The 21,325-nt window shown below is 37.4% G+C and carries 20 protein-coding genes and 2 riboswitches; of the genes, 10 read left to right on the top strand and 10 right to left on the bottom strand.

All coding sequences use genetic code 11. The features are described from left to right. Nucleotides 1-2: 2 nt before the first annotated feature. The 4 genes from NYE67_RS01270 to NYE67_RS01285 all read right to left on the bottom strand — a co-directional run bounded on the left by NYE67_RS01270 (nt 3) and on the right by NYE67_RS01285 (nt 3,556). Nucleotides 3-1,004: an LLM class flavin-dependent oxidoreductase gene (locus tag NYE67_RS01270; RefSeq protein WP_340728909.1), complete on the bottom strand. Its 1,002-nt coding sequence runs from the start codon at nt 1,002-1,004 to the stop codon at nt 3-5. Between the two features lie 12 nt (nt 1,005-1,016). Further along, complete coding sequence (locus NYE67_RS01275) at nt 1,017-1,769, bottom strand: amino acid ABC transporter ATP-binding protein (RefSeq protein ID WP_340728910.1); 753 nt, start codon at nt 1,767-1,769, stop codon at nt 1,017-1,019. An 18-nt stretch (nt 1,770-1,787) separates the two neighbouring features. Beyond that, entirely contained in the window at nt 1,788-3,113 is a 1,326-nt protein-coding gene (locus NYE67_RS01280; RefSeq protein ID WP_340728911.1) for an LLM class flavin-dependent oxidoreductase, read from the bottom strand. 185 nt (nt 3,114-3,298) lie between these two features. Then, the gene (locus NYE67_RS01285) at nt 3,299-3,556 is read right to left on the bottom strand and encodes a LysR family transcriptional regulator (RefSeq protein ID WP_340728912.1); all 258 of its coding nucleotides are present in this window, start codon (nt 3,554-3,556) and stop codon (nt 3,299-3,301) included. A gap of 310 nt (nt 3,557-3,866) precedes the next feature. Here NYE67_RS01285 and NYE67_RS01290 point away from each other — a divergent pair, with 310 nt between their 5' ends. The 3 genes from NYE67_RS01290 (at nt 3,867) to NYE67_RS01300 (ending at nt 6,537) form a co-directional block, all read left to right on the top strand. Then, the gene (locus NYE67_RS01290; RefSeq protein ID WP_340728913.1) at nt 3,867-4,130 is read left to right on the top strand and encodes a hypothetical protein; all 264 of its coding nucleotides are present in this window, start codon (nt 3,867-3,869) and stop codon (nt 4,128-4,130) included. Then, on the top strand, nt 4,127-5,326 hold the full coding sequence (locus tag NYE67_RS01295) for an RtcB family protein (protein ID WP_340728914.1): 1,200 nt from the start codon (nt 4,127-4,129) through the stop codon (nt 5,324-5,326). The genes NYE67_RS01290 and NYE67_RS01295 overlap by 4 nt, the downstream gene beginning before the upstream one ends. A gap of 155 nt (nt 5,327-5,481) precedes the next feature. Further along, the gene (locus NYE67_RS01300; RefSeq protein WP_340728915.1) at nt 5,482-6,537 is read left to right on the top strand and encodes a nitric oxide synthase oxygenase; all 1,056 of its coding nucleotides are present in this window, start codon (nt 5,482-5,484) and stop codon (nt 6,535-6,537) included. Nucleotides 6,538-6,599: 62 nt separating this feature from the next. Here NYE67_RS01300 and NYE67_RS01305 read toward each other — a convergent pair whose 3' ends face one another. Both NYE67_RS01305 and NYE67_RS01310 read right to left on the bottom strand, forming a co-directional pair. Next, entirely contained in the window at nt 6,600-7,154 is a 555-nt protein-coding gene (locus NYE67_RS01305; protein ID WP_191701316.1) for a restriction endonuclease, read from the bottom strand. A gap of 62 nt (nt 7,155-7,216) precedes the next feature. Continuing rightward, the gene (locus NYE67_RS01310; protein WP_340728916.1) at nt 7,217-8,350 is read right to left on the bottom strand and encodes a CynX/NimT family MFS transporter; all 1,134 of its coding nucleotides are present in this window, start codon (nt 8,348-8,350) and stop codon (nt 7,217-7,219) included. Between the two features lie 324 nt (nt 8,351-8,674). On the opposite strand from NYE67_RS01310, the gene NYE67_RS01315 reads away from it, so the two are divergent. The 7 genes from NYE67_RS01315 (at nt 8,675) to NYE67_RS01345 (ending at nt 16,811) form a co-directional block, all read left to right on the top strand. After that, nucleotides 8,675-10,129, top strand: coding sequence for an IS1182 family transposase (locus tag NYE67_RS01315; RefSeq protein WP_340728917.1), 1,455 nt, complete (start codon nt 8,675-8,677; stop codon nt 10,127-10,129). Between the two features lie 308 nt (nt 10,130-10,437). Beyond that, nucleotides 10,438-10,618, top strand: a riboswitch (Lysine riboswitch). A 93-nt stretch (nt 10,619-10,711) separates the two neighbouring features. Next, entirely contained in the window at nt 10,712-12,169 is a 1,458-nt protein-coding gene (locus NYE67_RS01320) for an amino acid permease (RefSeq protein WP_340728918.1), read from the top strand. A gap of 447 nt (nt 12,170-12,616) precedes the next feature. Further along, on the top strand, nt 12,617-13,312 hold the full coding sequence (locus NYE67_RS01325) for an RNA 2'-phosphotransferase (protein ID WP_340728919.1): 696 nt from the start codon (nt 12,617-12,619) through the stop codon (nt 13,310-13,312). Nucleotides 13,313-13,434: 122 nt separating this feature from the next. Beyond that, nucleotides 13,435-13,536: riboswitch (purine riboswitch) on the top strand. A 138-nt stretch (nt 13,537-13,674) separates the two neighbouring features. Further along, entirely contained in the window at nt 13,675-14,247 is a 573-nt protein-coding gene (locus NYE67_RS01330; RefSeq protein ID WP_340728920.1) for a xanthine phosphoribosyltransferase, read from the top strand. Nucleotides 14,248-14,321: 74 nt separating this feature from the next. Then, entirely contained in the window at nt 14,322-15,614 is a 1,293-nt protein-coding gene (locus NYE67_RS01335) for a nucleobase:cation symporter-2 family protein (RefSeq protein WP_340728922.1), read from the top strand. Nucleotides 15,615-15,873: 259 nt separating this feature from the next. Beyond that, a complete protein-coding gene (locus tag NYE67_RS01340; protein ID WP_340728923.1) occupies nt 15,874-16,299 on the top strand; it encodes a transposase in 426 nt (141 codons plus the stop codon). Further along, nucleotides 16,278-16,811 (top strand): IS3 family transposase, encoded by a 534-nt coding sequence (locus tag NYE67_RS01345; protein ID WP_340728924.1) that lies wholly within the window; start codon nt 16,278-16,280, stop codon nt 16,809-16,811. The genes NYE67_RS01340 and NYE67_RS01345 overlap by 22 nt, the downstream gene beginning before the upstream one ends. Here the strand turns inward: NYE67_RS01345 and NYE67_RS01350 are convergent. The 4 genes from NYE67_RS01350 to NYE67_RS01365 all read right to left on the bottom strand — a co-directional run bounded on the left by NYE67_RS01350 (nt 16,768) and on the right by NYE67_RS01365 (nt 21,237). Then, nucleotides 16,768-18,228, bottom strand: coding sequence for an IS1182 family transposase (locus tag NYE67_RS01350; RefSeq protein WP_340728925.1), 1,461 nt, complete (start codon nt 18,226-18,228; stop codon nt 16,768-16,770). The genes NYE67_RS01345 and NYE67_RS01350 overlap by 44 nt on opposite strands. A 344-nt stretch (nt 18,229-18,572) precedes the next feature. Continuing rightward, the gene (locus NYE67_RS01355; protein WP_340728926.1) at nt 18,573-20,189 is read right to left on the bottom strand and encodes a hypothetical protein; all 1,617 of its coding nucleotides are present in this window, start codon (nt 20,187-20,189) and stop codon (nt 18,573-18,575) included. Nucleotides 20,190-20,204: 15 nt separating this feature from the next. Further along, nucleotides 20,205-20,759, bottom strand: coding sequence for a PulJ/GspJ family protein (locus tag NYE67_RS01360; protein ID WP_340728927.1), 555 nt, complete (start codon nt 20,757-20,759; stop codon nt 20,205-20,207). Then, complete coding sequence (locus NYE67_RS01365) at nt 20,752-21,237, bottom strand: prepilin-type N-terminal cleavage/methylation domain-containing protein (RefSeq protein ID WP_340728928.1); 486 nt, start codon at nt 21,235-21,237, stop codon at nt 20,752-20,754. Before NYE67_RS01365 ends, NYE67_RS01360 begins: the two co-directional genes overlap by 8 nt. Between the last annotated feature and the right edge of the window lie 88 nt (nt 21,238-21,325).

Genomic DNA, 21,325 nt, shown 5'->3' on the forward strand with positions numbered 1-21,325 from the left:
GTTTATACCGTTACTGCCGCAAGCAAATGTTTTGGACTAAGTAGCTCATAAGATGTGCGACGGGCTTCGTGATTTTTAATCGGTGTATGGAAAATGAACTCCGTTACACCTAATGCATAATATTGATCGAGTGTTTCTTTAATCTGTTCGGGTGTACCACTTAAAATGTTTGCTTCATACCGTTTGACCTCAAACGATTCACCGGATTGCTGCCCGAATTCTTCTGCAGCTTCTTTTGTATGAAGTGTGAGCGTACGGCCACTTGTTAAATGCACTTTATAAATTTCGTGACCTTCTGCATAAGCGTGTGCAGTTGCCTCATCCTTCGCTGCAATAACAGCAAATGCGACACCGAATTTCCCATTTGGAGCATGCTCTTTATAGGCGGCAATTGCGTCAATGAGCACTTGTTTATCGCTATTAATAAATTGCGCAAATACGTACGTGAAGCCTAATCGACCAGCGTACTCGGCACTTGAAACACTACCGCCTAGTAAAATGATCTCTGGCGCGACTTTACTAGTTGGCGTTACCTCCAGCTTTGCAAAAGGATCATCCTCAGGAAGGTTGTTTTCAATAAAGCCCTTTAGTAAGCGTAGACGTTCATTGAAATCGTTACTTGCTTCAGCTACGCCATATTGTAAAGCTGCCGTAGCTAAAGGAAGTCCACCTGGTGCTTTCCCAACACCTAGGTCCACACGATCTCCCGCCAAGTTCGTTAAAACTTGAAAGTTCTCGGCCACTTTATAAGGGCTATAGTGGGAAAGCATTACACCACCAGAACCTACCCGAATTTTATTTGTTTTAGCAAGAATATAGCTGACGAGCACTTCTGGAGAGGAACTCGCCACTTCATGTGAATGATGATGTTCAGAAACCCAAAATCGTTTATACCCAAGCTGTTCTGCAAGCTGGGCAAGCTCTACTGTTCGTTGAAGGGTTAGCGCGTTTGAAGCGTCTTCTATAACAGGAGCCTGATCTAAAATAGATAGTTGATAACCCATTTTTTTCTCTCCTTAAATATCAAATGTAAGCTCTGGCGTTAACCGTTTTAAAAATTGTTTTGTCCGATCATGCTTTGGTGTATTAAAAATGATGTGTGGTTCTGCTTCTTCTAAAACGACCCCACCATCCATAAACACAATGCGATTTGATACTTCACGAGCAAAATTCATTTCATGCGTCACGATAATCATCGTAATACCGGATTTTGAAATTTTTCGAATCACATCTAAAACTTCACCGACCAACTCTGGATCTAACGCGGATGTCGGCTCATCGAATAATATAACTTCAGGATTTAACGCCAATGCTCTCGCAATACCGACACGCTGTTGTTGTCCCCCTGATAATTCACTTGGATAAGCACCGGCTTTATGTTCAAGGCCTACTTTTTTTAATAATTCCAGTGCGATTTCTTTTGCTTCCTTCACAGGTTTCTTTTGAACAACGAGCAAGCCTTCTGTTATATTTTGCAAAACCGTTTTATGCTGAAATAAGTTGTAGCTCTGAAAAACCATTGCTGTCTTTTTTCGCAATGCAATAATGTCCTTTTTCGATGCAGTTTTTACATTGAGCGATAAATTATCAATGACGATTGTTCCTTCATTTGCTTTTTCTAAAAAGTTGATACAGCGAAGTAACGTTGTTTTTCCTGAGCCACTTGGACCTAGAATTGAAATAATATCCCCTTTGTTTACTTCAAGGTCAATCCCTTTTAAAACGTCCATTTTGCCAAAGCTTTTATGAATATTTTCTAGCTTGATCATTTGGTGGCTCCTCCTTAGTTATTTAATAAGCTGCTTCAAATAACGGTTTTCTTTAATTGGTAACCCTAAGTTCTCGCGTAAAGTAGAAGCGGGATAGTCTTCACGGTAATAACCTTTTTCTTGAAGAATGGGTACAACTTTTTCTACAAAATCTTCCAATGTATGTGGTGCAACCGTTGTAATAATAAAGCCGTCTGCTGCATCTGCATCAATCCAGCGAATGATCTCATCTGCAATATGCTCAGGTGTACCAATGAAATTCGAGCGCGGTGTAGCCTCACGAAGTGCGACTTCACGCAATGTTAATTTTTCTTCTTTTGCGTATTGCTTAATGCGATCCGTAAACGCCTGGAAACTGTTTCGTCCTAGGTCACCAAGTTCAGGGAACGGGGCATCAATATCATATTGACTGAAGTCGTGATGATCAAAATAGCGACCTAAATAGGCAAGTGCTTTTTCATCCGATACAAGCTCGGCAACTTCCCAATAACGCCTTTCTGCCTCTATGGCACTATCGCCAATAATAGGGGAGATACCTGGGAACAATTTCAGCTCCGAAGTACGCTCTGCCTTTAAAGAAGCCTCTACTAGTTTTTGTTTGAATTGCTGACTTTCTTCAAGTGATTTTGGTGCTGAAAACACTGCATCTGCATCACGTACTGCAAGCTCAATTCCTGCAGGAGATGAACCGGCTTGGAAAATAACAGGCTGACCTTGGATCGAGCGCTGAATATTTAATGGACCACGAACGTTGAAGTATTTTCCTTTATAATCAAGCACATGAAGTTTCTCTTTATCGAAAAACAAGTCCTTCTCAATATCTGCAATAAAGGCATCATCTTCCCAAGAATCCCAGAGTCCTTTTACAACATCCAAATATTCTTTGGCAATCTCATAGCGCTCAGGATGAGATGGATGATCTTCAATTTTTTTATTGAAATTTAATGCCGTACTTTCAAGTGGGGTAGTAACTACATTCCAGCCAGCACGACCGTTACTAATTAAATCAAGTGAGGCAAGCTGTCGGGCTACATTGAAAGGTTCACTATAAGACGTTGAAATTGTTCCAACTAAACCAACATGATTTGTAACTGCAGCAAGTGCCGATAAAATAGTTACCGGTTCAAAACGATTTAAGAAATGTGGAATGGATTTATCATTTATGAATAGCCCATCTGCAATAAAGACAACATCAAACTTTCCTTTTTCTGCAATTTGAGCTTGTTGAGTATAAAATTGTAGGTCAACACTTTGCTTTGGATTTACTTCAGGATGCCGCCAGCTTGAAATATGGCCTCCTACACCATGTATCATTGCACCGAAATGTACTTGTTTCTTCACCATGACGCCATCTCCTTTAATTCCTATTGAATTACTTGTAATTGATGAATGAATCGTAACATTATTCAGACAATTAATACAAGGGGGGTACTGATAGAAAAATCCTATCAGTAAATAGGAACACACAGAGGTATGGAGGAATTTTTAGGCCAATATAAAAACACCATTTAAGAAATGATGTTAAAAAGTTAAAGTTTCTGAATTTCTGTTTGGCTTTTACGGTAAAGTGAAACAATTTCTCGGGCATAAGGTAAAAAGTGCTTTCCTTCTTTTGATAAGCTTAAACTACGTCCAGAACGAATAAACAATTTCACATTTAGACTTTCTTCAAGTGATTTGATACGTGCTGAAATAGTAGGTTGTGAAAGAAACAATACATTCGCAGCTTTATGGACACTTTTGTACTCCACTACGTATATAAAAGATTCAATATGATCAATATTCAAATTTACCCGCCCCCTTTTTATAAAGTCTATAAGAATAGTGGGTTTATTGGCAAGGGTATAATTGAGTATTCTGAACTTTATGCTGGGATCAGCTATACTTTCTCGCTTCATAGTTGCTAAAAACCCTCTGAAACTTTCTAATATCAGTGCTCGAACGTCTAAAATGTGCTCCGAAACTTCTAATATCGCTCAATTACTTCGAATAAAATAAACAGGTAAAATTTTCCTCACCATTAAAGTTTAACGAAACTTATTCCTCTCTCAGCACGTAAATACTACCAAATGTTTCATAAAAAGGGGGGTTGATGTCTTGAAACGTAAATTTATGTTCGCATCACTAGGTGCGCTGCTTCTATTTATTCTTTATACGCTAGCTCAATTTATTTATGGTATCATTCAAACTTTTTTATACCGGCCTCAATTTGCGCCGGATGATTTCGTATTACAATCTGAAGTCGCATTCGGTTTCATTGTACAGAGGTCACCGCTCATGTTAATCGGAATTTATATGCTACTAACACTTCTATTATTTGCTCTACTGATGTTGAAAAAAGAAAGGCGTGAACAGAATTGATCGAAGTTACCGGGAAATTTACGAACGCAAAAATATATACAAATACACCGCAGGAAACAGCGATCGAGCAAATTAATGAGCTCGTCAATCAATCGTTTATGGAAGGAACGAAAGTACGCATTATGCCTGATTACCATGCAGGGAAAGGCTGTGTGATCGGTACAACGATACTGCTGAAGAAACATGTCGTTCCGAATTTGGTCGGGGTCGATGTTGGATGTGGTGTACTTGTTTCTGAAATTGGTTCAGGAGCAGTGGACTTTAACAAGCTCGATGCAACGATTAGACGTTTCGTTCCAAGTGGCAATGTAATTCATGATGATACGCCAGAAAGTCATGAGCTTTTTGCAAACGAAAATTTTATCGCACGCGGCTTACAAAATGACTATACGAACCGATCTCTTGGTACATTAGGCGGCGGCAATCACTTTATTGAGCTGGCAAAAGATGATGAAGGTATCTATTATTTACTAATTCACACAGGTTCTCGTTATGTCGGGGCGAAAGTAGCAAACTGGCATCAAAAGCGTGCATTTGAATCATTGCAGCGTGAAGATTTAACAGAAAAAATTAAAGCTTTAAAAGAAGTAGGACAGGAAAAAGAAATTCAAAAAATGATAGAGGCGTATAAGAAGGAAAACCCCTTTGTCCCAAAAGATTTAGCTTATTTGGTTGGGGATCAATTCGATGATTACATTGCCGACATGAAATTGGCACAGCGTTTTGCACATGAAAACCGTATTCAAATTGCAAAAACGATTGCTAATCATATGAAGTGGGAGTTTGCAGAGCAGTTTGATTCTGTACACAATTATATAGATACCGATGCAATGATTTTACGTAAAGGGGCAGTACGTGCTGCAAAGGATGAAAAGCTCGTCATCCCAATGAATATGCGAGATGGCTCGTTAATTTGTATCGGTAAAGGCAATGCGGACTGGAATGAATCCGCCCCACATGGAGCAGGTCGTATTTATTCAAGAACTGCGGCAATGAAAAATTTATCAATGGATGATTTCAAGGAAACGATGAAAGGCATTTGGACAACTTCTGTCAGTGAGGAAACATTGGATGAAGCACCAATGGCCTACAAGCCAATGCAGGAAATCGTGGAGCAAATCGATGAAACCGTATCGATTCAAAAGCATGTGATCCCCGTTTATAATTTCAAGGCGAGTGACAAGTGGAAGAAGTAAGAGACAAGGTATGCATAAAAATGTGCATATCTTTTTATTTCCCCTGTTTATGAACACTTTTAGTCATGTATGAAAAATACATGTTTTAATCAGCTGTTGTTTCGTTGAGTTTCCTTATTTTAAGCGCCAAAATGAAGGAATAGGGAGATGAAACGATGACAACGACAACGAAGGAATTACAAGAACGAATTGAATTTCTCACTTTATATAAACAAGAAACGAAGCAATCGGATGACTGGCTAAAGTTACGTATAGAAGAAGCAAAGTATCCGGCGTTTATTTTAACGACTGAGGAACTTACTTATGGTGCACGAGTTGCATGGCGCAACAGCAATAAATGTATCGGGCGGCTTTTTTGGAATAGCTTAACTGTTTTTGATCAGCGTGAATTGCTAAAGGAAGACGAAATATACGAAGCACTTGTGAACCATATTGAATTTGCCACAAACAACGGCAAAATTCGGCCAGCCATTACTTTATTTGACCCGAACCGTGTACGGATTTGGAATCATCAGCTCATTCGCTATGCAGGGTATGAAACAGAGGAAGGGATTATTGGGGATTCCACGTCTGTAGAATTCACGAAAATCTGCGAAGGTCTTGGGTGGAAAGGTGATCGGACAAATTATGATGTATTGCCGCTTGTCGTTCAAGTAGATAACCGTGAGCCGATTTACTATGATTTGCCTAAAGAGATCGTGCTTGAAGTGCCAATTACCCATCCCGACTATGATTTTTCAAAATTAAACATGCAGTGGTATGCAGTCCCAATCATTTCAAGCATGCGTTTTAACATTGCAGGAGAAGACTACCAAGCTGCACCGTTCAATGGCTGGTATATGGGGACAGAAATCGGTGCTCGCAATTTGGCTGATACGTACCGATATAATTTCCTGCCAAAAATTGCTGAGGCAATGGGGTTGGATACATCACTAAATGCTACTCTTTGGAAAGACCGTGCACTCGTGGAATTAAATGTCGCGGTACTTCATTCTTATAAAAATGCCGGAGTGAGTATAGTTGATCACCATACAGCAGCACAGCAGTTTCAACTTTTCAGCCAGCAAGAAAAAACAAACGGCCGTGATGTAACAGGAAACTGGGTATGGCTTATCCCACCATTATCACCGGCAACAACGGACATTTATCATGAGCCGATTGCTAATACAATCAAAAAGCCAAATTACTTTTATCAATTGCAACCATATTAATGGAGCGGCACTACACAAAAAGGGTTATGTTCAAAATCAAATTAACTCTGAACACAACCCTTTTATCTTTTATTTAAGATGATTTGAATTAATTCATCACGATCGATTAAATAAACATCATTAATATCTGCAAGTTTTTCGGCCTGCCGGGTAAAATGGCTATTCGTTACAACCCATGCTTCTGTTGCCTCATACATTTTCACCGCACCGATAATCTCCTGGACAGCCTTTACGCCGACCGTACTGGAATAGCGTTTTGCCTGCACAGCAATGATGTCTTTCCCATCCTTCAAAATGAGATCCGCCCCGTAATCACCACTCGTTGCGGTATAGCGCACTTTAAAGCCGCGGCGTTTAAATAGTTCACCTAAAAACTTTTCAAAATCTTCACCGCTCATTTGGTCGACTTCCCGAATACCGGACTTCCGTAACTTTCTTATTTTTCGTGTTTTCAGCCAAATTATAAAACCAATATAGAGTACAAAATAAGTGATAATTCCTATACCCATACCTTCTAAAGTTTTCGTTACATTAAAACCAACTGCAGCAGCTAATACAATGAAAAATAACGGTATAATCGGCAACCGTTTTTTATTTCGTTTTCGTTTTTTACGCAATAGTTCAGTACTCCTTTTATTTACTCACTTTTATTATAGCATAAAAGGGTACGTATGTTTGGTTAGACTGTTTGATTCTTTGCGCTTATAAATGAAGCAAAAAATAGCAAAACTGAAATTAAAATAAATAACAGAAGCGGCATGGACCAACTATTCGTCAAATCATGTACATAACCGAATAGAACAGGTCCGACTGCTGCAACTAAATAGCCGATTGATTGCGCAAATCCGGAGAGCTCCGCTGCATCGTATGCAGTTTCTGTACGCAGTGAAAACAGCATTAATACTAAACCGAATGAAGCGCCGCCTGCAAAACCTAAAAAGATCATCCATAAAATCGCGAGGCTTGTCCATTCCATCCACACTCCCGTAAAGCCAATTAAATAGCAAATCGTAAAGAAAATGACGATCGGACGCTGTGAAATGAGCTTCCCTGCAATAATTGGAATAACAAACGTCATTGGAATTTGTGCAAATTGCATAACAGACACCATCCAACCAGCAGCGGTAGCATCCAAACCTTGACTAACAAAAATTTCGGGCAGCCATGCAGAGGAGCAGTAGAATAAAAATGACTGGAAGCCCATTGCGCCTGCAACTGCCCAGGCGAGTGGTGATTTCCACATTTGCGTTTTCATTGTCTGTGAGGTCGACATTTGCAAGTCCACTTTAGGTGTTCGCAAAATCGGTATCCATATAATTAATGTCAGAACACCTAAAACAATCGAAAAGCCTAATGCTATTTGCCAGCCTGCATTTGTGGCAATCGGAAAACTAAAACCAGCAGCAAATCCGGAGGAAATATTCATCGATACGGAATACACCCCGGTTAACAGGCCGATATGCAGGGGGAATTTCCATTTGAAATAGCTCGGAATAAGAACATTTCCAAAAGCGATGGCAATCCCTATAAGAATTGTTCCTCCAATCAGAAGTACTGTTTCACCTACAGAACGTAGTAATATTCCGGTACAAAGTAAAAAAACTGAATAAAATAAAGTCCATTCCATTCCCCATTTACGTGCAATGCGCGGTGCAAATGGCGAAACAATAGCAAACGCGACTAACGGAATAGTTGTTAAAAATCCTGCAAGCACGTTTGAAATGCCGAGGCCATCCCGGATAAAGGAAATAATCGGGCCTACTACAGTGATTGGTGTACGTAAAGTAGTAGCGAATAGGAATACAGCAACCATAAAAAAGAGAAGTGGTTTATTCGAGGGCACTGAAAAAGTCCTTTAGCCACAAGTTAGAGAGTACAGGAACGAAAATTCGTTCCTGTACTCTCTTTTTCTTCGATGCCGTTGATTTCCATTCCGGCGGACGCGTTTCGCGGGCACGGCTCCAGCCTTCTCCCTCGCTTCGCTCAGTCCGGGTGCTTCCGCACGTGCTGTTCCCGCAGAAGTCGCCGCCTCCATTCCAATCAACTGGTACTACTCTCGTCACTAAAAGGGTTTTCCCCTCGTATAATCTCCCAAATTTCCTGTATAATTGAAGGACTAATAAAAGGTGGTGCGACCATGATTTCTAAACAAGAAACATTGAATTTAAGTCCTTATATGGCGTTGTACGATTTAATCATTCCAAAAGACAATATGCTTCGACAAATCAATGAACTCGTGGATTTTTCATTTATCGTAGAAGAACTTCAGTCAAAATACTGTTTAGATAATGGCCGTAACGCAATTCCACCGATTCGCATGTTTAAATATTTACTCTTAAAAGCGATTCACGACCTGTCGGATGCCGACCTTGTCGAGCGTTCGAAATACGACATGTCCTTTAAATATTTTTTAGACATGACCCCAGAAGAAGATGTCATTGATTCAAGTTCGCTGACAAAATTCCGTCGACTTCGTCTTCAAGATATGAATCTATTAGATTTACTGATTCAGAAAACCGTTGAAATTGCCTTAGAAAAAGGACTTCTACTCAGTAAAATGGTTATCGTTGACGCAACTCATACAAAAGCTCGTTATAATCAAAAATCGCCAAAAGAATTTTTACAAGAAAAGTCGAAAAATGTGAGAAAAGCCGTGTATCAACTCGACGAAAACATGGTTGGAAAATTCCCTGAGAAGCCTACGTCAAATGAGGTCACAGAAGAATTAGATTACTGTCGTCAAGTAGTTGAAGTAGTGGAAACGCAGTCAAAGATTGCACAAATCCCGGCGGTGAAAGAAAAATTAAATGTTTTAAAAGAAGTGATTGATGATTATGAAGCCCATCTAAGCTATTCAAATGATCCGGATGCACGCCTTGGTCATAAGTCAGCAGATACGTCTTTCTTTGGTTATAAAACACATATTGCGATGAGCGATGAACGAATTATTACAGCAGCGGTTGTGACGACAGGTGAAAAAAGCGATGGTCATTATCTTCAAGAATTAGTCGAGAAAAGTCGAGAAACAGGTATGGAAATTGAAACGGTTATTGGAGATACAGCTTATTCAGGAAAAGATAATTTAGCGTATATGAAATCAGAAAAACTTCAGTTAGTTTCGAAGCTACATCCCCTTATTACTAATGGTCGTGGACAGCGAAAAGTTGAATTTGATTTCAATAAAGATGCAGGGATGTTTGTTTGTCCAGCAGGGCACATGGCATCGAACAGAAGACGGACAGGTAAGAAAAGCGTGAATCAAAGTTTAACGTTTTATTTCGATATTGAGAAATGTAAAGTTTGTCCGATGCGAGAGGGCTGTTATACTGAAGGTGCAAAAAGTAAAACATATAGCGTCACAATTCAATCGACTACCCATCAAGAACAAGCAGCGTTCCAAGAAACAGAGGAATTTAAAGCACTCGCTAAAAATCGGTATAAAATTGAAGCAAAAAATAATGAATTAAAGAATCCCCACGGCTTTAAAACAGCAAAATCGGCGGGGTTATTTGGCATGGAAGTTCAAGGAGCCACAACCATCTTTGTGGTCAATCTAAAACGAATACTGAAGCTAATGAGCGAAAAGGAATAAATAGAGACGAAGAAAAGAGGCATTTTCCATTCAAAATCGAATGAAAAATGCCTCTTTTATGTTGAAAAACGAAACCGTTCTAAAAAACGAAGGTTTTTCAGTGCCCTCGGTTTATTCGATAGTATTTTTTTGCTGTTTTGGTCTATTTTTTGTTCATTCATTAATGAGGCTCCTTTCCCTGCAACAGCGCCAAATAAATAGTAAGAATAATCTTAAAAAACTGAAAAATATCAACGCATTGCTATCAAAAAAATATTATGTTAGACTAATAATCATTATTTCAATTAAATATATTACCTCATGTAAATGTATGGGGTAGAGGTCGCAATCATTATGATTAGTATAGCGGAGATTGAGAAGAATCTGTGAAGCTTTATGAAAGGAATGATTGCCGAAGTGTTATTTTTCTTCTTAAATATAACGCTGGGGCTGTCTCCGATAAGGAACAGAACTGTCACATGTGTAAGCATGTGTTGAGCTATCTTTCAAGTTTGATGAGGTGTAATTATAACCATCACAAAAACTTGTGGTGGTTTTATTTTTACACTTCGCCAAACAAAACAAAAAGGGAGTTTTATAATCGTGAGTGAAATTAAAATAGATCAGCTCGGTAATAAAAACGAGTTAAAAAGAGGATTAAAAAGCCGCCATGTTACGATGATCTCGTTAGGCGGAACAATTGGTACAGGCCTATTTTTAGCATCAGGTGGGGCCATCGCACAGGCAGGTCCTGGTGGGGCATTGCTCGCATATGCATTAATCGGGGTTATGGTGTATTTCCTAATGACATCATTAGGTGAAATGGCTGCTTATATGCCGACATCTGGTTCGTTTAGTACGTATGCAACGAAATTTGTAGACCCGGCATTAGGGTTTGCGCTTGGTTGGAACTATTGGTACAACTGGGCAATTACGATTGCAGCGGAAATTGCGGCTGTGTCATTAATTATGAAATACTGGTTCCCGGACAGTTCATCGATTGTATGGACAATTTTATTTATCGTAGTCGTTTTATCATTTAACTTAGCATCGGTAAAAGCTTTTGGTGAAGCAGAATACTGGTTTGCGATGATCAAAGTCGCAACGGTAATTGTATTTATTATTGTCAGCTTTTTAATGATTTTCGGCATATTAGGCGGGAATGATCCGGTCGGCTTCACGAATTTCTTTGCGGGAGATGCCCCGTTTAATGGCGGTTTCCTAGCTCTATTCGGTATTTTCCTTGCAGCTGGATTCTCATTCCAAGGTACGGAAATGCTAGGGGTAACGGCAGGGGAAACAGATGATCCAGCTAAAAATATTCCAAAAGCTGTACGTTCAGTATTCTGGCGTATATTACTGTTTTACATTTTCGCGATCGGCGCAATTGGGTTACTTATTCCGTATACCGATTCACGCCTTTTATCAGAAGACATTGCGACAAGTCCATTTACATTAGTATTTGAAAACCTAGGTGTCGCGTTTGCAGCCTCTGTTATGAATGCGATTATTTTAACAGCAATGCTTTCTGCAGGGAACTCAGGTCTTTATGCAGCAAGTCGTATGCTTTATCAATTAGCAGTAGACGGAAAAGCACCGAAACTGTTCATGAAAGTAACGACGCGCGGCATTCCGATGTATGCCTTGCTTGCTACATTAGCAGTAGGTTCACTAGCATTTTTAGCTTCTTTCTTTGGCGATGGTGTCGTATATATTTGGTTACTAAATGCTTCAGGTATGTCCGGCTTTATTGCTTGGCTCGGTATTGCAATCAGTCATTACCGCTTCCGTCGCGCTTATGTCGCACAAGGAAAGTCATTGAGCGATTTACCTTATGTATCAAGATTCTTCCCATTCGGTCCACTGTTTGCCTTCGCACTATGTATGATTGTCGTGTTAGGTCAAAACTATATGGCCTTTATGGGTGGGACAATTGACTGGTACGGAGTAGTTGTTTCCTACATCGGCTTGCCATTATTTGCATCATTATGGATTTTCTATAAAGTTAAACATAAAACAAAGATGGTTCCTTTAATGGAATGTGATTTATCAAATAAATAGTAATTAAAACGTAATGTTAGCGTCAGCTTTCATTGCGTTTTTTTGTGGAGTGAATGGGGCTTGTGCTGTTTATATAGTTTTGAACGTGGATATTAAGTTGTGCAAAGTGGCGAATATGTAAGGGAGAGTGGCTAATAAGTGAAGTCAGGTGTCTAAAATGTCCATGAAGGTGGCGAATATATATAATTGAATGTCTATTAACGCAGATAAAGTGTCGATTAACATTCCCAGCCACTTCAGAAGATTTACATTTAAGAACGCTGTGACGAATAAGTCTTAAAGAGTGTCTATTAAAACAAACTAAGCGGCGAATATAATTTCGAGTGCCCTTCAGCATAACTTTTATACTTTAAAAGAAAGGAATGGTATTATAGAAGAAATGAAAATCTCTATCTATGGTACTTGATCTTATCAAAAATAGAATAGACTTATAAGGAAGTGTTAGGAATGCCTATTTCAGCAGGTTTATATAAAAAAATACATCAATGGATAATGGGTGAAGATGGGAAAACTGTAGCGTTTCGCCCGTTTTTAACAAATGGAAATCCATACAAATCAAGAATTTTTCTAATCAGCACAAACGCAGTACCCTTTTTTAAAGTAGAAGATAGAAGTGAGCAGATTTTTGCAGAGTCATTAGTGAATAGAGACTTGTTTCAGGAGCTTTATTTTAGTGAAATAAAGGGAGCCCCCCGTGAATTTAAAGGGTCTTTACAGTTTGAAGCATGGCTGAAAAAGCAGTACAATGAGTCGCTTCTTTATACTTCATTAAATACGTATCAACTAGATTCGGCGGACCATGCAAAAAGTGCGAAAAAAGAAGGTGCCGCAAATTTTGAACGAGGTAAAACAATTTTCAAAGAAGTTTTGGAAGAGTTTCAGCCGGAAATCATTATTTTGCAAGGGACAGCTGCATTCAATCAATTTAAAACTTTATACGCAGATAATCTCGCTATTTACAATGCGAATGAGTTAAAAGTGCAAGTTTTGGAGGAAACGGGTCCGTTTGCTGAGATGGATTATGGAAATGGAAAGAAGGCCTACATTTTTGTTGCGCGGAGTATGGGTTCTTTCGGAGCTGAGGGCAAAAATTTCGAACGATTCAAAGGAAATTTAGCCAAGAATATATTGGTAAATGCCTAAAGCCGAACATTCTCTATAGAAAAACGGCTTTTTTGTTTAAATTTCCGAAAAATATGAATAGTTTTATTTTTTAAAGATTATTGCAATAAAAGATTTACATGATTATAATTGGGACATTCAATATTAAACTTAATAACTTTACTCATATAATCGCAAGGATAAGGCTTGCAAGTTTCTACCGATTTACCTTAAATGAATCGACTATGAGTGAAGCATGCTTAACGAATGAGCCCGTCCAATATTTATTTGTGCACCCCATTTGTTATTACTTTTGAACTGTATTCGGAAGTCTTGCTCCACTCATTGTAGGGAGCAGGTCTTCCGATTTTTTTTATCTAAAAAAATAGAGGGGGATTTTAATAATGAAACTATTAAAAGAAAAAATTGAAAAAGAGGGCGAAGTTCTTTCGGACGTGGTACTAAAAGTAGATTCATTTTTAAACCACCAAATCGACCCGTTTTTAATGAAGGAAATTGGTGAGGAATTTGCAAAACGTTATTCTGACCAAATAATCACGAAAGTATTAACAATTGAATCATCAGGAATTGCTCCGGCAACATTTTTAGGATTAACGCTTGGTGCGCCGGTTGTATTTGCACGTAAACGCAAATCACTTACGTTAACGGATAATTTGTATACGTCAAAAGTGCATTCTTTTACAAAAAACGAGACAAACGAAATCTCGGTATCGCAGAAGTTCATCACAGCTGATGACAATGTCGTTATTATTGACGATTTTTTAGCAAATGGCGAAGCGCTAAAAGGGTTAATTGATATTGTAAATCAGGCAGGAGCTACAATTATTGGTGCGGGCATTGTAATAGAAAAAGGCTTCCAACAGGGTGGGAAAGCATTACGTGAACAAGGATTACGCATTGAATCTTTGGCAAATATTAAGTCGCTGGCAAATGGCAAAGTAGAATTCTACGATTAAGCATTAAAACAATACAGTTCAAATCATGTAATTAACATATTAAGAGTGCATCTATAATTGGAGGAAAACTTTTTATGAATAACACAAAAGCAACGATGCTTGGTATTCAGCATTTGCTAGCAATGTATGCAGGAGCAATTTTAGTACCGTTAATTATCGGTGGGGCATTAGGTTTTAGTTCGGCGCAAATGACGTATTTAGTAGCAATCGATATTTTCATGTGTGGTGTGGCAACACTTCTGCAAGTTTGGAAAGGGAAGGTTGTCGGAATTGGATTACCTGTTGTACTCGGATGTACATTTACAGCAGTAAGTCCAATTATCGCAATTGGTTCTGGCGGTGGACTAGGGGATGTATACGGAGCGATTATCGCCTCAGGACTTATCATCGTATTAATTGGTGGTCTTTTCGGTAAATTAATTCCATTTTTCCCGCCCGTTGTAACAGGATCGGTCGTAACGATTATCGGAATTAGCTTAATCCCGGTAGCAATCAATAATATGGCTGGTGGTCAAGACGCTGCAGATTTCGCCTCAGGTTCAAACGTAGCCTTAGCATTTATTACGTTACTAATTATTTTAGTGATTTATAGGTTCACAGTTGGCTTCGTTCGTGCCATTGCGATTTTACTAGGTATGGTGACAGGAACAATTATCGGTATTTTCATGGGCAAAGTCGATTTCGCACCAGTAGCCGATGCTTCGTGGTTACACATTATGCAGCCATTTTACTTAGCAGCACCGACATTCAACGCTTCTGCCATTTTAACAATGACATTAGTAGCAATGGTGTCATTAGTAGAATCAACAGGTGTGTACTATGCTTTAAGTGATATTACTAAAAAAGATTTAACTTCAAAAGATTTATCAAAAGGGTACCGTGCAGAAGGACTAGCATCGATTATCGGTGGTATTTTCAACGCCTTCCCGTACACAACATTCTCTCAAAACGTAGGACTAATCCAAATGTCAGGCGTACGCGACCGCAAAGTAATCTTCATTACAGGAGGTATGTTAGTCGCACTTGGATTCCTGCCAAAATTAGCAGCATTAACAACAATCATCCCAACACCAGTACTAGGTGCAGCGATGTTAGCGATGTTCGGAATGGTTATTACACAAGGTGTGAAAATGTTGGCACCGGAAATCCAAAAATCAATGGAAAACGCAATGGTCGCAGCACTTGGTGTTGGCTTAGGGATTGGTGTTGCAACGGTGCCAGGTATTTTTGAGAACCTTCCTTCATGGATGTCGATTTTGACGTCTAATGGGATTGTTGCAGGTTCGATTACGGCGATTGGTTTGAATGTTTTGTTTAATATGATTGGACCGAAGCGGAGAGATCCGATGCATGTGGTGGAAAATTAAATAGAAGGTTCTAATGAGTATCCCACATTCTCTTTAGAATTAGAACGTTGTCATCTACTTTGACTATTAATTTAGTTGAGGTGGGCGATAATTCGTAAATGTGTCTCGTCCTCAATCTTACAGTGTAATACATTTAAATTGGAATTAGAGCGATACATCAACACCAAACAAACGAAAGTAAAATAAAGAATGATTCCAGTAGTGTAGGTCCTGCACCCCAAAAGTTAGAGTAAAAATCTAACTTTTGGGGTGTTTTTATATGAAAAAATATAGCCAAGGTTTTAAATTAAAGATTGTTCAAGAGTATTTAAAAGGAAAAATGGGATACATTTTATTAGCGAAAAAATATGGCATTCCATCTCCAACACCGATTAGATATTGGGTTAGAGCTTATAAAGCTTTTGGAGAAGAAGGTTTACAAAGGAAGCGAAAGCACAAAGAATATCCTGTTCAATTCAAATTAGATATATTAAACTTTATGAAACAAACAGGTGCTTCTTATCTAGAGACAGCGATACGATTTAACATGAATCATCCAGGTTTAATCGCTAGTTGGAAGAGTAAATTCTTAAAAGAAGGGATGGATGGCCTGCTTGAAAAAGCAAGGTGGCGCCCATCTATGTCTAAGAAACTAAAAACAACAGAGAAGAAACAAGAAAAACAATGTCACGTGAGGAGCAGTTAGAACACGAAAATGAACTACTTCGTCTAGAGGTTGCCTATTTAAAAAAGTTGAAGGCTTTTCGAGAGAATCCGGAAGCTTTTCTCGAAAAGCACAAGCAGCTATCGCCTTCGCCCTTAAAGAAGAAGGACTGGGTAAAAACGTTAAAGCAGAACAGAATTTTCCAAAGCATGTCTTGCAAAGCAACGTGTGCTGACAATGCGGTTATGGAGAACTTCTTTGGCTTACTCAAGCAGGAAATGTATTATGGAGAAGTATTAATTTCTTACGAATCGTTAGAAAAGAAAAACGAGCAGTATATCCATTACTATAATAACGATCGAATTAAACAAAAACTGACCGGCATGAGTCCGGTAAAATACGAGGTCACTGAAAAACTTACTTTTTTTTTAGATATACTCGTTTTAGAGAAAAATAGGGCGCTTCTTGTTCAATTTCGAACAGGAAACACCCTATTTTTTTACCTATTTATTACCCTTCTCTATTCAGAAGCTTCAAGATTCTTTTTAAATTGACAGCGAATATCGTCGTTGCTCCCTGAATTTGCATACCAAATAAACCCGCAGCCGATGCTTGATCGTACCCGTGTTTATTTTTTAATTCACTATTCTTTGCTTCGATTTTATAACGTTCTCGAGCTAAGCATTTAAATTCTTCTGTTTCTTGAAAAGCTTTTTGTTCTAAATGTTCCTCGGATTTAACGGCAACAGAATAGGTTTTAGGTTTTGCACCTTCTTTAAAACATCCTTCTCGGAGTGGACAGACCTTACATTTTTTAACATCAAAAAAATAAACCATTCTTGCACTTGCTCCTGGATGTGAATCTGGTTTTTTACTTTTTCTATTTGCTAAATGTCCTGCTGGACATACAAATAAACCCGCATCTTTATTAAAGTCAAATCCTTTTTCGTTTGCTCGATCATTTTGAGTAATGATTGGATTTAACTTAGAAATCAGTTGAATATTTTGTTCTTTTGTATAAAGTAAATTGTTTTTCCCTGAATAAGCCGTGTCAGCGATGACTGTTTCAACTTCCATTCCTGTTACTTTACTTTTTTCAATCAGTTCTTGTAGATAATGTCCATCTGATTTTTCACCTGTTGTAACGACTGCTGCTGTAATAATACGTTCATCACTAATTGCTAAATGTGTTTTATAACCAAAGAAAGAACTATCTGCTGTTTTATGTCCTACTCGTGCATCGGTGTCTGTTGAATAATTTAGATGTTCTTGAGTATCTTCAACAGCTTCTTTTAACACGTTCAGTTTTTCCTTTACAGCTGGTAGATTGGCGATTTGTGGCTTGTTTTCAATAATGGCAATCAATTTTTCGCAGTAAGTTAATTCATCTTTTACATCGTTAGAAGTATTTTTCTTTGGAAATTCTTCTTTCATGGACTTATCAAATTGATACACTGCTTTGCGGGTATGTCTTGATTTTTCTTGTAAAAATTCTTTCGGTGATTTTTGGTTATAACGTGCTTTTGTATGTGTTGCGTCCACAATGATTGTTTTACTTTTGATAATGTTCTTTTCGAGTGCGATTTCAACTGTTTTTCCAATCAGCATATCTAATAAACCTACGTCTTGAAGACGAAGTCTGCGGAATTTTGTAAGTGAGCTTGAATCAATCACGTCATCTTCTGGCGCCATATCTAAAAAATACTTGAAAAACATGTCATATTTTGAACGTTCGACAAGGTCTACATCAGATACATTAAAAATGGCTTTTAACAATAAGTACTTAAACATTCGAATAGGAGGAATCGCATTTCTTCCATTGTCTAAACAATATTTTGTTTTCAATTCTTCTAAAATGAATGAGAAATCCACTAGTTCGTTAATTTGACGAAGCATATTGTCTTTTGGCACGACAATATCATAAATGGCCATATATGGACTTAAGTTGAAAGTCTCTTGGTTTGAAATCATTGGGAACACCACCTACATTTAGTCTCTTAATTATAAATTAAAAAGGCGAGGTATTCGACGATTGAATTGTCGAATACCTCGCAAAGTGGAACTAGATGAAGTTTTTCAGTGACCTCGTAAAATACCGAACTCATGCCAGCCAATTAGCTGCATAATAAAGACTCTAACTTTAAGGGGTCACTACCATACCGAACTCATTTTATCCAATCAACCTAATGAAATAACCGTATCTAACTTTTAATTTTTACTTACTTGAGATTTCCTTGGGATTTTTTAATTTAACCTGTTTACCAAATGTTTTTGATATTAATTCCCTCTACAGCTTTCACGGATAAAAATATATCCTAATATCTGTCCAATACTTGTGGTTCATTAATAGATGTAATGAATTCATCTCCTATATCTCTATGAAAAGATGTGTATTCAGAAATCAGATTTTCATCATAAATGATTTTAAGGCGGGAATTTTTGGTTTTTTGTATATCGGGACTCTCTCCTTTTACTGAATCAAAAAAATCTTTGTCAACTGAACCTCTTAAAGCAGTTAACCATAAATTTTTTGCCGATAATCCCCCTGTAATATGAATATTAGAAGCAACTCCATACATAGTCATATCTTCCTTTGTATAAAAAAAGCCTTTAATAATACTAGGAGTTGATTCATATTCAGAGATATTACTAATATCTATATCACCGGTCGCAAAAATAATAAGTGTACTTTCTGGTGTAAGTCCATTTAAAGTGCTTTCTCTAATTGTAACTGATCCATCAACATATAAAATAGCATCACTTAGCAAATGGGTATTTGTAATATTGACACTTCCATTAATATAATAGCTTCCAGGTAATTTAACAGTCTTTCCTTTTGAATTTATTGAGAAATTTGTGGAATTTGTTCTCTTTAGTTTACAGTCGCCGTTGCTACAGGTTTCTTCCGATACTAAAATAATATCTTTTTTATTAAGGGTGCTTGTTGGTTGATATGTTGATGTAATCTCCAATTTAGGGTAGTTAGGTTTCCTTATTTTTTTATAAATTTCCTTTATTTGTCTTGGGATATCAATAGAATCTTTAGTAAGGTCCTTAGTTAAAAAAGATATATTATTAGATTCAGAGAGTATATTTTTGATTTTTTCCATTTTGTTATTATCATCTATATTAATTGTTTCTTTCCGACCTAATGAAGAATAGCTAGTATAACTTCCCAATATTCTTTCATAATAATAAATATTTTTCTCATTATTTTTAAGAATTATTTTTGCAGATACACTTTTATTATCCGGTATCATTTTTAGGGGAATGCTTTTTTCCCAAATAGGGAATACATTAACCCTATGTGCATTTTTATTAATGTAAATATCTCCATCTGATTTTATATCTCCCTGAACTTCAACACCACCGTGGAAATATAAATCCCCTCCGTTATTGGTAGAAACAGCATAGCGTAGCTGATCAGGCACCGCATCGGTTCCTAAAATTACCGTTTGTCGCACAGTAAATTCTTTCCCCCCAACTATACCAATACTGCGGTAGGTAACTTTTCTTTTAAATTTATCTTTTTCATCACTAGATACACTATCAATTTTCTCTATGCATACTTTCGATATGCTCCCATTATTTCCTGTAATCTCCAGTGCGTTGTTGTTTTCGCATTTTATTTTTCTGTTATCTATTGCTGTTTCTAATGCAATTTTAAAGGCATCCTTTGTAATACCATTTTGTCCGGCTTTAATCGCATTGGATAGAACAGTTTCCAAATGTTTCTGTGTTTCTTTCACAATAAATGTAATGCCCTTATCGGCAAGGTCCTGTGACTGGATTTGGTATTGTCTCATTTCGTTTTTCTTTACGCCACTTGCTGTGAGAGTTAAAAGACTTAGACCCAAAATACTAAACAGAATTAATACTGCTAGTGTTAGTAGTAGAGCATAACCCTTACCGTTTTGTAAATATGTTTTCATGCTTATCCCCTCCAGTTAATCTTGGATTGCTTGTATTTGATTAATAAAATCCATTCGTTTGCTGGATGCTTTAATACTAGGGTTGTATTGATAAGTAAGAGAAAGGGAAATCTTATATAAGCTTGTTTCTTTAGGATTTCCATCAATAAAAGAATCATCGTTAATCTGAATGGAACTGTTCTGAATCTTGTAAATACCATTTTTAAAGACCAAGGTCATGATATCCCCTTCTTTTAGAAAACCTACTTTATATATTTCACAATTTGAATTTCTTAGCCAATTACCTACATCATCTTTTGTACATTTAGAAATATCTTTAGCTATTTCTAAATAGGAGCCAGTATTTTCAATAATGTGACTCTGCTTTGTACTGTAAATTTCTTTAATAAATCTACTGATAATAATGTCAGCTTCATCTCTCAGAAAGGATTCCGTGCGTATTTTATTTGTTGTATCTATACCACTGTAGAGAAGGCGGAATACAAAGGCTGAAACGATAATTATGAGAACAATGGCTGCTAAAAGTTCAACTAATGTGAGACCTTTATTATTTTTTATGATTTTACTCAAGTACAACATATCCTTCCGTCTTACCAGTTGTGTTACCGTTTTTTTCTTTGACAGTTACGGTGATTTTCACTAAATTTAAATTTTTTTCATTATTTAAAGCATTTTTGATACTGGAATTTTGGCATGCCGTATATTTTACTACATAATTTTTGTTATTTAATGGAATATCTTCGCTTGAGATATTTTGCAAATAGTTTGAGTTGTTACAATTGCCTAATTGGTGTAATTCATCTCCAAAATTAGCAGTTGAAAAAGCAGTATTCTGCATTCTTTGCAGAACGGCATCTGCTAGGTTTGTAACGATTAGTTTTTCATTATTCGAATTTGCTACTCTATTGGATTGAACAAATATCTGGGCAAAACTTAAAAGAATGATAGAGATAATGGCAAGTGAAGCTACTACCTCTAATAAGGTAAATCCTTTTTTGTTTATCAATTTATGTCGCATCTTTCCACCTAAAAGTTGTTTACTGTTCATAAGCATCCTCCCTTATAAATAAAAATTCCATCTTACCTTCACACTTAAAAAGGATTGTTTAATAGGGAAATAAAACAACGGTATAGTT

The sequence above is a fragment of the Solibacillus sp. FSL W8-0474 genome (genome assembly GCF_038004065.1).
Taxonomy (GTDB): domain Bacteria; phylum Bacillota; class Bacilli; order Bacillales_A; family Planococcaceae; genus Solibacillus; species Solibacillus faecavium.

What these genes read in the sequence shown, in the direction of transcription:
- NYE67_RS01270 (WP_340728909.1), bottom strand. Translation starts at nt 1,004, where the DNA reads ATGGGTTATCAACTATCTATTTTAGATCAGGCTCCTGTTATAGAAGAC.
- NYE67_RS01275 (WP_340728910.1), bottom strand. Translation starts at nt 1,769, where the DNA reads ATGATCAAGCTAGAAAATATTCATAAAAGCTTTGGCAAAATGGACGTT.
- NYE67_RS01280 (WP_340728911.1), bottom strand. Translation starts at nt 3,113, where the DNA reads ATGGTGAAGAAACAAGTACATTTCGGTGCAATGATACATGGTGTAGGA.
- NYE67_RS01300 (WP_340728915.1), top strand. Translation starts at nt 5,482, where the DNA reads ATGACAACGACAACGAAGGAATTACAAGAACGAATTGAATTTCTCACT.
- NYE67_RS01310 (WP_340728916.1), bottom strand. Translation starts at nt 8,350, where the DNA reads ATGGTTGCTGTATTCCTATTCGCTACTACTTTACGTACACCAATCACT.
- NYE67_RS01315 (WP_340728917.1), top strand. Translation starts at nt 8,675, where the DNA reads ATGATTTCTAAACAAGAAACATTGAATTTAAGTCCTTATATGGCGTTG.
- NYE67_RS01325 (WP_340728919.1), top strand. Translation starts at nt 12,617, where the DNA reads ATGCCTATTTCAGCAGGTTTATATAAAAAAATACATCAATGGATAATG.
- NYE67_RS01330 (WP_340728920.1), top strand. Translation starts at nt 13,675, where the DNA reads ATGAAACTATTAAAAGAAAAAATTGAAAAAGAGGGCGAAGTTCTTTCG.
- NYE67_RS01335 (WP_340728922.1), top strand. Translation starts at nt 14,322, where the DNA reads ATGAATAACACAAAAGCAACGATGCTTGGTATTCAGCATTTGCTAGCA.
- NYE67_RS01340 (WP_340728923.1), top strand. Translation starts at nt 15,874, where the DNA reads ATGAAAAAATATAGCCAAGGTTTTAAATTAAAGATTGTTCAAGAGTAT.
- NYE67_RS01345 (WP_340728924.1), top strand. Translation starts at nt 16,278, where the DNA reads ATGTCACGTGAGGAGCAGTTAGAACACGAAAATGAACTACTTCGTCTA.
- NYE67_RS01350 (WP_340728925.1), bottom strand. Translation starts at nt 18,228, where the DNA reads ATGATTTCAAACCAAGAGACTTTCAACTTAAGTCCATATATGGCCATT.
- NYE67_RS01355 (WP_340728926.1), bottom strand. Translation starts at nt 20,189, where the DNA reads ATGAAAACATATTTACAAAACGGTAAGGGTTATGCTCTACTACTAACA.
- NYE67_RS01365 (WP_340728928.1), bottom strand. Translation starts at nt 21,237, where the DNA reads ATGAACAGTAAACAACTTTTAGGTGGAAAGATGCGACATAAATTGATA.